A 9,850-nucleotide genomic window follows, 5' to 3' on the forward strand; every position below is an offset into this window, starting at 1 on the left:
TGTTAGAAGCTATTTCCCTAGATAGATGTTAGCTTGATTACAATAGTGGATAAAAAAGCACCACTTGTTAATCTTTAAAAGGGCTAAATTTAGAACTTACGCATTGACAGAAGTAAGCAACTGCGAAGTAAATCTCGTTACAATACAGAGCCTTGTAACGCTCTTGTGGGTGGGTTACTGCCTCCAGTCAAATTAGGAGGCAGCAGGCTCTAATAAGCTATTTCTATGTTTTGTATGAGAACGAGATAAACAAGAGAACAATGGAAAATCGGTTTTTTATACTTGTATATACACTGTAGCTTTTTAAAGGGAAGGAGCCAAAGTTATGCCTTGTCTCTTTGAGGTTCTTTTTTGTGATTTATGCAAAAGGTTTACTTTATTCTCTACACAACGTTGCGCGAACGCAGGAGTAGCGAGTTTCGGAACATTATTAGTAATTACAAATGACGAATCGTCAATCTCTATTTTTGTAGGTTGCGATCGCTTTTCAGAATTAAGTTTTTAATTATCTTCTTAACTGTCTTAACTGTCATTGCATTTTTGTGAAGATAGTCAGAAAATACAAATGTAACATTTAATAGCACAGAAAGAACTTACCGTTAAAATTAATTTACTTGATTACTTAATTAAATCTGAAGAACCCTAAAGAGACAAAACGTAGCTTTGGCTACTTGTTTCTAGGCAAATAAGAGATTAAGGGGAGCGATTACGATGAACGTCATCAGAAAGCGTCTGTAATAATTTTTTCTCAAGCACGTTTTTTCAATGATTTATATTCAAACTCAGCAACACCTAGTTGTTTTTTAAAGTAAGCACGGTAGAGTTCACAACGCGGTAGGATACGATCGCCTTCATAAGCGATCAAACCCAAGCTTTCGAGCTTATGAGCGTCAATGGGATTGAGAGAAATGCTTTGATTTGCGGCTACAACTTCAACATACGCCTTTACTAAACTAGGATTTTCTTGTAAAATTGCCCAGTGTCGCCATAAATGATAGCGATAGATACCGCCGTTAGCGATCGCATCTTCTATCAGTTCTTCTAAGGTCATTCCTTGACAGCATAGATAATATAGAGCAATCCGAATCAGTGCTGGATGTCCCCCCACGAGAGACATCAGTTGGTTAACTTCGTTATTAGAAATCCAATCTAAGCCATGTCGTTGGGCTAAGTATTTTACTTGGTGTTCAGTAAATTCTGGCAGATGGATCGGTAGTCCAATATTAAATGGAGAACGGTTGATATCCAGCGAGACATATACTTCTGTGGAGTAAACTACCACTAATCTTAGTTTCTGCAAGTTGGGATCTTGCCGTGCTTCTTCATACCAAGAGCGCAACAAACCAAAGAACTCTGAAGCAATTTCTGGATATTCAAAAAAGCGGTCAACCTCATTTAACACTAAAACTACTGGACTTTTGCACTGCTTGAGCAAATAAGATTGCAAATATAAACTGCAACTCAACTTACAACCTATTTCCTCATCCCAGTTGTCATCTAGCTGAGGGTCAATGTTTAATTCTGTTGCAATTTGCCAGCAAAGAGAACGCAAAAGCTTATTTAAGTCTGTCAGACAGCTTGAATCGATTTGGTTGCAATTCACGTTCACCGAGCGATAACTTTGCATCTTGGTAAAGGCTAACAACCGCAGTACAAGAGAACTTTTTCCCATTTCTCTTGGTGCTCGAATCCGAATCACACAGCCTGGTTGAATTACTTCTCGATAAACAAGTTCCTCGATGGGGGGACGATCGACATAGAAGGGGGAATCTACAGGTACGGGGCCATCTGGGTATGACCAAAGATTATCGAGTTGGTTATGGTATTGAGTTGCAAGAAAATCTAAGGGTAAAGACGTAAGTATTTTTCCTTCTCCTGTGTCTAAAATTACTGATATGGGTTGAAAACCTTCAGTATAATTCTGCTCACTCAGGATTCCATAGTCTTCGCTGCACAATTCAAGGTTAAAGGCGCTAAAGCACAATTTCAAGGTTTTTTGATCTACGCCTGTATTCAACGACCATAATCGGTTCAGAGTTTTGGTAGATACTTTCATGCGATCGCCTAAATCTTCTAGAGTGAAGCGTTCTCCATTGTTTTCTAGCTTTTCCATAGCCAGAATCGCCCCTTGTAAACGCTTTAGCCCAGCGATCGTTAAGATAAGTCCCCGCTTTCGCGTACTCTTAGATTGCTTCATATCATTAATTATCTATCTACTTTTTTTCTGACCGTCTTAGCTATCTCCTCATTGTTTCACGTTTTTAAGCAGTTATTGAACAGTTACTTACCCGTTCTTGAAGGGTTTATTAGTCAGTAAAAAAATATACACTTTTATTTGAAGAGAATTAGATGGGTAGGTATAAATAAACGTCACTACATCAATTGCCATTTTTGCTATTTCTATGGAAAGGTGCTGACATTTCTGTACCAAGCATCTTTTACCATTTGCAAATAACAAATGACAAGCCTTAATAGTTCACTTTATTTGTACTGCCCTATTAAGTGTTGCAAAAATTACACTGTAGGAGAGGAATGGAAGTGAGGTATTTTGAATGCAACACGCAGTAGGGGCGCATAGCTAACTATGTGCCCCTACTAAAGACCTATATTTTAGGCAACTGAGAAACGCTACAATCTTTCATCAAGAAGAGTAAGCGCGTTACCCAAGAAGTATTTGAAGACTTTGTTGATTTAATACCAACGTCTCTATGGGTTAACTAATTTATTGGCGAAAAGTTATTACTACTTGCTGCCAATAGGATATTTTGATGCATTTAGCGTGCAACTTTGTCTGTGATATTTCTGCCTGCCTTTGCCGCACTATCCCCTACATCACTAGCAGTTTCTTGAGCGCCCTCTACATACCCAGATCCAAATTCTTTGAAGGCTTCTCCTGACTGTTGTCCAATCTTCTGAAGTCGTTCGCCAGGAGAAGCTTCTGTTTCACGAGCATCTTTAAACCACTGCCCTACTGTTTTCGGCCTTTGAGCATCATTCTGCTCTACCTTTTCACGAACTCTCTCTTTTAAGCCTTGGTCATTTTGCCCATCACTAACATTCGTTGTCAGCATTAGAAAACCAACTAGGACAACAGCCAAAAAACCTTTTACCTGAAGTCCTTTAAGCAGGGAATTGATGTGACTAATCGTCCTAGAAATCAAATTTATCATGCCAATTAACTTATTTTTTGAGGTACTAGTAAAGACTAACTATAAAAAGGCAATTATCCTTCTAGCAAAAGGCATATCTTAGTTATAAAAAAGAAAGGCTTCTTCAACCCTGGGGAAGAGAGAACTTATTTACGCTCTTTTGTGGATCTGAAAAAATACAATATTTGTAGATTGGCTTGAACAAAGTGAAACCCAACAAAAGCAAGGATTTTTGGTGTTAGGTTACTCTGCAGAAAGCCTCTTTGCGTCTACGTTCCTCAACTAAAGCTACACCTGTATTTATCAAAACTAGTCACAACAAGGGTTTGTGATTTTTATCTGTCAAGATTGCTAGTCTGTTATTTGGCCTACTCACCTAACTCTGTCCTTAACAGTTATTCGATGTTAGATAATTTTGTCTCAAAGTCTACCCCTGGCTCTTTCTCAACTGTTGTTAGCCCATTACGGAAAAGTATTATGCTCAAAAAACTACAACAACTCAAAGCAATTCTGGGTTATAAAAACTCAGAAAATTTGGGTGATATTGCCATTCTTAAATCTGAGTTTTTTGGTACTAAAGTTTCTCCAAAAGTCACTTCCAAACTACAACCAGTAGTGGGATATTATCCTGCAATTGATTTGAACCTATTAAGCCAATATCCTCAAGGCACTTTTGGACGAGAATATGCCAATTATATGGAAACAAATCAATTAAAACCATTAAACATCAGCCCTGAACTAGTAGACGTTGCCAAACGTAATCTATTTGCTCTGCGATATTTAGTTACCCATGATATTTTTCATGTCTTGCTTGATTTTGACACCACTTATGCAGGAGAAATTGGTGTACTTGCTTTTGCTGCTACACAAAACTACAGTAAATCACTCCAAATCGGTCTGTGCTTGGATAGCTTGCTCTATCCAATTTTAGCTCCCCAACAAATCAAAGCGATTTTCGTCAACCTGGAGAAAGGGCGAGAACTAGGCAAGAAAGCTGATTTTCTGTTGGGCTACCGCTTTGAAGACCATTGGGAAGAAAGAACCAATTGACCATCTGAGAAAAAAGTTGAGATTACCATAAATTTCCACAATTCATCCGAAAAAAGAATTTACTTACTTAATAACAGCTTTTTTAAAAGCTTTGCTCTTTTTTTATAAAAAATGCTTGATATTGCTTAGGCTGGCAAATGTAGCACTAAATACATTTTTAATGCTAGATTTGGTTTTTAATACAGATATAAGCAAAAAAAACATATACCTTTAGCGGTAAAAATTATCTATCTTAAGAAATAAATACTTAATGGGTAATTCCTGAAGAGCTACTAATAACAATTAATATTCATAGACTTTTAGGTTAGAGACATTGTTTATCTGACTAAGTGGATTTATATGGTAGTCCTTAGATATTTGAAGGGCTTGCAGATGACAAACTAATCACATTTTTTCTCAACACGATAACTGCTTCAGGTGGAAAGCCAAAGGATGAAATACTGGATAACGAAATTAGTAATCTGTGTAGTATTACTGTCTAACTTGTTTCTATCAAATGATTATGCAGAAGCAACCCAACTTTCAAATACTTCTAATATTGATGTACAGCAATTAAATACACTGCCAGTAGTTGAAAACGTAGCAAGTGCTGACAATAATCTTGCTGAGATTAAAAAGCAAGATTTTTGCCGATTTAATGGGATTGTTAATCGGGTAGATAAACTAGAGGGACTCTTCACACTGTATTGCAGCGAGGATTCAGGAAAAGTTTTCTTAGAACTTAAGCAAGAGCAGCTAAATAAAGATTACCTAGCTATAGTGACATTGGAATCAGGCGTTGGGGAAAGTGGAATTTATAGTGGATTACCTCTCTCTGATTTTATCTTTTACTTCCAACGAGTAAATAATAGATTGCATTTTGTTGTGCGGAACGTAAAATTCCGTACAGATAGTATACCAGAACAGCGATCGCTTGCTCGTTCATTTAGCGATTCAGTTCTTTATTCACTCCAAATAGCCACTATTGATCCAAACAGTAAAAATATTCTGCTCGACCTGAATGAACTGCTAATGCAAGATTTTTCTGGATTAACTCCTTTATTAAAATACTCTTTACAGGCTGATTACCGCTTAGATGTACGCAAGTCATATTTTGGTGATGTTAACAGCTTCCCAGAAAATGTAGAGATTGATTCGATTTACGGTTTTTCATCACTAGAAGGCTCAAATTTAATCACTGTACCCGATAGTAGGGCACTCACTCTGAAGGTACACTATAGTTTTTCTCAGATGCGAGAAAACAATGGTTATATTCCCAGACTTGCCAATGACAGAGTTGGATATTTTACTACTGATTTCCAAGATTTTTCTCACAATAATGCTCACGAATCATTTGTACGTTACATTAATCGCTGGCATCTAGAACCATCCAATCCTGACGCCCCCTTATCTCCACCCAAAAAACCAATTGTATATTGGATTGAAAATGCTGTACCACTAGAATACCGCGATGCAATTCGTGAAGGCGTTTTGATGTGGAATAAAGCATTTGAAAAAGCCGGATTTCAAAATGCCATTGAAGTGCAGCAAATGCCAGATGATGCTAATTGGAAACCAGCAGATGTACATTACAACACTATTCGCTGGTTCAATTCTTTAGATGCAGGTTTTGCCAAAGGGCCGATGCGCGTTAACCCATTTACTGGGGAAATATTGGATGCAGATATCATTGTGGATGCCAATATGCTGCGCTTAGTTCAGCAAGAATACCACGCACTGCGCACAAATCCATGCCAAGAAAAGGCAGAAGGACGTGAAGACGAGGGAAAATTCCTGGATAAATTTGCCTCCTCTTCCTCTGAGTCCTGCTATGGTGTGGAATCTTCAAATCAAGCGGCTATGGGAGCGCTGGCGTTGTCAATGTTGCCAAACACTACATCTAGTAGTGAAACGATGAAGGAGTATGTGCATCAATATTTGCGTTCTCTCATCGCTCACGAAGTTGGGCACACTCTAGGTTTACGCCACAATTTTCATGGCAGCACCATGTTAGCGCCTCAAGAATTAAATAATACCGAAATCACCCACACCAAAGGTTTAGTGGGTTCGGTGATGGACTATGTACCTGTGAACATAGCACCACAGGGAGTACAGCAAGGTGACTATTTCCCAAGAGTTATTGGGCCTTATGATGAATGGGCAATTGAGTATGGTTATAAAAGATTTCTATCAACAGCGCTTGAGGTAACTATTCCAGAATCAGAAAAAAGTTTTTTAGACCAGATTGCACTAGCGTCGCCTCAACCAGAATTATCTTACGCAACCGATGAAGATATCTGGGACATCAATCCTTTGGCAAACGTCTGGGATATGAGTAGTGATGTGCTACTTTATTCGCAGTGGCAAATGGATAATGCTCGTTTTATGTGGCAGCGTCTTGATAACGGTTATCTATCGAAAGGAGAAAGCTATAGTAACCTGCGCCTTAAATTTAATAGAGTACTGAAATATTATTTTCGGAACGCTACTTTACTTTCTAAGTACATTGGTGGACAATCGTTTCGGCGTCTCAATACCAGTAATGATGCTGCTTGGGCATTTGTCCCAGTTTCACTTTTAAAACAACGCCAAGCGTTGACAAAGTTGCAAGAGTATGTATTTGCCGAAGATGCTTTTAGCTTTTCACCACAATTGCTCAATCAACTAGCACCCTCGCGTTGGGGACACTGGGGTAGTTCTGCACCTAATAACCGCCTTGATTATCCAATTCACGATCGCATTTTGAGTTTTCAAAGTACGATATTGCGATCGCTATTAGACAGCGATCGCCTAAATCGGTTACAAGATATAGAATTAAAAACTCTGCCTGGAGAAGCGCTTTCCATGCCAGAACTGTTCGACACCCTGCAAACAGGCATCTGGACAGAAGTTTTCACCTCCGGAGAACCAAAGCCAATTTCTAGCATCCGGCGTTCATTGCAACGGGAGCATCTGAATATTTTGTTACAGATGATGTTGGGTACTACTAATACACCTGAAGATGGTCGGACATTGGCTTGGTATGAATTGCGCCAACTCCAAAAAGCCATTAATGCCAGACTCAAACAACTTGGCGAAAGCCTTGATGTTTACACCTTAGCTCACTTAGAAGCTTCTGGCGATCGCATTATTAAAGCATTAAACGCACAATTACTTTCTAAATAGTCATTTGTCATTTTTCATTAGTTATTCTCCCCTGCTCCCCTGCCCCTCTGCTCCCTCTCTGCTCCCTCCCCACTCACCCAAAATCCCGCTGCAATAGACCAATGAAAACTTCTGGTATTTCCAAATGAGGTAATATTCCAGCATCTGCGATCGCATAAAAATCTCGAATTGCTCTTGGATTTAGATTTGCCAAGCGTTGTCCTAATTTGATGTCGGTAAATTGTGCCTTTTCTCCCCAAAAAATGACGGTGGGAACTGTCAATTGTTGAATATATAAACTCAAGTCAAAGTAAAGATCGCCTCGCAAAAATGCCAAAGCAGCAAACTTGGCATTAGGTTGTTGTGCCGAGGTTAAATAAGCCTCCACCATTTCTTGCGATACTCGTTGTGACTTAGCAAAGAGAAAACTTTGTAAAAAATTTCGGACTGCGATTTCATTTTCAGCACCAAGCATGTAAATAAAATTGTCCAACAGAGGCGCATTGATTACCGAAAGCGGAAGTCTGCGTCCAGCACCCTGCCCAAAATCATCAAATCCAGAAGGGGAAACCAAAAACAGTGCTTTGAATAAATTGGGTTGAACAATAGCTAGACGAATAGCAAAAGCGGCTGTGAGAGATGAGGCTACCACTGTCACCGGCTGACGACAAGTTTGGATGATAAATTCTGCGATCGTGCTGAGATAATCCCTAATTTTATAATCCCGCACTGGATGGGTCGATTCTCCCCAGCCGATTAAATCGGGGGCTAAAATGTGGTAATTAGAGGCAAAAGCTGGGTAAACTTTAGACCATTCATAAGCAGACGCTCCCCCACCAAAGTTATGGAGAAATAGTAATGTGGGTAAATCTTCAGTGTCAGCAATTGTCCAAGGTGCATTCGTTTGGGTATAGTAAACCATTGCTCCTAAGGATGTATGGATAACTTTATGTCCAAAGCCAGGAGGTTGAAACTGAAGCATAAAATTACAAAGTTTAGTTTATTTGAATTTACATACAGTCAAACTAATTAATGATTCAAAATACATCTGTCTGAATAGTTAAAGAATCAGGAGAAGATTTGATGAATCAATATACAGCAGAATTCAGAAGTCAGAATGGGCTAAACCTTAGCTATCCGCTAACAGGAGTCAGAATTGGCTACGTCTCATTCATAATTTACCCTTGCTTTTTCTCGGCATCTCCTGTAATTTGAACAAGTTGATGAAGGTTATCACCAGTAATATGATATGCTCTGCCAAAACCAACTACAAAACGACCTTCACTTGGAGTTAGCCGGAAAATCCGAAAGTCAGACAAGCCGTGCAAAACCTCGATAATTTCACCAAACCGCCCTTGAAATTGCTCAACAATTTGATTCCACTTATCAGTTTCACGCTCTATCAACGTTGCCGTACAATCAAAACTCAAACGACGACGGGCAAAAATTAGATTACTTTTAGCTTCATCCTCGATAAACAAGACACTAACATGAGGATTGGCATAAATATTTTTGGTATGAATCGAAAGACCACTAACGTAAATATAGATATTTTTAGAATCATCCATTACAAAGGGAGCATAACTAGCATTGGGTATTGCCTGTGCGCTCACGGTGCTAATAATTACACTCTCAAATGCTTCGGGGAACTTTTCATACTCAGCTTGAATGTTTTCAAGTTGACTCATAAGTAAATTACCGCTTGATTAGGAACACCTAATAAAGTATCTTAACGTGATTTCTTAACGTGCTTGAGCGATGTCTACGAGGAGCTACAGCTACGCATGGAATGCCCAAAAAATAAAAGCGATCGCTCCCTTTATTAACTCAAGAGCGATCGCTAATTTTTGAATTACAGAATACAGCTTAAGCAGCAACAGGTTCCAACAATTTAATGTCAGAGAAGATAAATTCCTGAGTAGAAAATTCTCCTGCTGTTTCGGTGCGAATCTCCCGACGATTTAAGATGAAATAGTCACCAACTTTTTCATACTCATCAATAAATTCGCTTCTACCACCCTTTTGTTCCCCAGTTTTAGGGTCATGGTACACAGAGTCATAGGTATGGGACAGGTAGCCTTCGCCAGTGTCGTGACTGCTGAAGGTGTCGATGGTAACATAAGTACCGTGGATTAGACGGTGAACATGACATACTTCATTATTGCGGACTTTGTATTTATCGCCTTCAGCCTTACCACCCATTAAAAGCTCAACCGCACCAGTTTCATCAGTTTTACCATAGGTAAAGGTATTGGCACTGTGGGTGTCTTCAAAGCTGCGGCGGACGCGGTGAATTGCTATCTCCCAGGCTTGACCATGAATTGCTTTCTGGGCTGACTCATCATCTACATCCAAAACTTCGGCTTTGAGATTGGCAGTGATGATAACTTTGCCTGTAAACACTTTATCATCATGCTTATAGGTAATATTTGCAGTATAACCAGGGAAATTCTTGTCCCAAGTATAGCGGTTTTCATAAGCAGCCCGGAAAAGTTCCTGAGCAGAGAGTTGTGTAACTGTCATGTGCT

General features: G+C 39.2%; 7 protein-coding genes. 2 read left to right on the forward strand and 5 right to left on the reverse strand.

The features are described 5' to 3' along the window. Nucleotides 1-748: 748 nt before the first annotated feature. Together RMY16_RS27265 and RMY16_RS27270 are read right to left on the reverse strand one after the other, a co-directional pair. On the reverse strand, nt 749-2,197 hold the full coding sequence (locus tag RMY16_RS27265; RefSeq protein ID WP_322738991.1) for an AAA-like domain-containing protein: 1,449 nt from the start codon (nt 2,195-2,197) through the stop codon (nt 749-751). A gap of 577 nt (nt 2,198-2,774) precedes the next feature. Then, a complete protein-coding gene (locus tag RMY16_RS27270; RefSeq protein WP_322738992.1) occupies nt 2,775-3,170 on the reverse strand; it encodes a hypothetical protein in 396 nt (131 codons plus the stop codon). A 456-nt stretch (nt 3,171-3,626) separates the two neighbouring features. On the opposite strand from RMY16_RS27270, the gene RMY16_RS27275 reads away from it, so the two are divergent. Continuing rightward, nucleotides 3,627-4,199, forward strand: coding sequence for a Coq4 family protein (locus RMY16_RS27275; protein ID WP_322738993.1), 573 nt, complete (start codon nt 3,627-3,629; stop codon nt 4,197-4,199). 432 nt (nt 4,200-4,631) lie between these two features. Then, on the forward strand, nt 4,632-7,343 hold the full coding sequence (locus tag RMY16_RS27280) for a zinc-dependent metalloprotease (protein ID WP_322738994.1): 2,712 nt from the start codon (nt 4,632-4,634) through the stop codon (nt 7,341-7,343). A gap of 73 nt (nt 7,344-7,416) precedes the next feature. Here the strand turns inward: RMY16_RS27280 and RMY16_RS27285 are convergent, their stop codons facing one another. From RMY16_RS27285 to RMY16_RS27295, 3 genes are all read right to left on the reverse strand, one after another. Beyond that, nucleotides 7,417-8,304, reverse strand: a complete 888-nt coding sequence (locus RMY16_RS27285; RefSeq protein ID WP_322738995.1) for an alpha/beta hydrolase — start codon at nt 8,302-8,304, stop codon at nt 7,417-7,419. Nucleotides 8,305-8,500: 196 nt separating this feature from the next. Beyond that, nucleotides 8,501-9,010 (reverse strand): HugZ family protein, encoded by a 510-nt coding sequence (locus RMY16_RS27290; protein ID WP_322738996.1) that lies wholly within the window; start codon nt 9,008-9,010, stop codon nt 8,501-8,503. A gap of 178 nt (nt 9,011-9,188) precedes the next feature. Continuing rightward, nucleotides 9,189-9,845, reverse strand: a complete 657-nt coding sequence (locus tag RMY16_RS27295) for a DUF3386 domain-containing protein (protein ID WP_322738998.1) — start codon at nt 9,843-9,845, stop codon at nt 9,189-9,191. Between the last annotated feature and the right edge of the window lie 5 nt (nt 9,846-9,850).

This window comes from Nostoc sp. DedQUE12b (genome assembly GCF_034530835.1).
Lineage (GTDB): Bacteria > Cyanobacteriota > Cyanobacteriia > Cyanobacteriales > Nostocaceae > Nostoc.

Bases quoted from the DNA above. Each gene is read 5' to 3' on its own strand.
- RMY16_RS27265 (WP_322738991.1), bottom strand. From the start codon at position 2,197: ATGAAGCAATCTAAGAGTACGCGAAAGCGGGGACTTATCTTAACGATC.
- RMY16_RS27270 (WP_322738992.1), bottom strand. From the start codon at position 3,170: ATGATAAATTTGATTTCTAGGACGATTAGTCACATCAATTCCCTGCTT.
- RMY16_RS27275 (WP_322738993.1), top strand. From the start codon at position 3,627: ATGCTCAAAAAACTACAACAACTCAAAGCAATTCTGGGTTATAAAAAC.
- RMY16_RS27280 (WP_322738994.1), top strand. From the start codon at position 4,632: ATGAAATACTGGATAACGAAATTAGTAATCTGTGTAGTATTACTGTCT.
- RMY16_RS27285 (WP_322738995.1), bottom strand. From the start codon at position 8,304: ATGCTTCAGTTTCAACCTCCTGGCTTTGGACATAAAGTTATCCATACA.
- RMY16_RS27290 (WP_322738996.1), bottom strand. From the start codon at position 9,010: ATGAGTCAACTTGAAAACATTCAAGCTGAGTATGAAAAGTTCCCCGAA.
- RMY16_RS27295 (WP_322738998.1), bottom strand. From the start codon at position 9,845: ATGACAGTTACACAACTCTCTGCTCAGGAACTTTTCCGGGCTGCTTAT.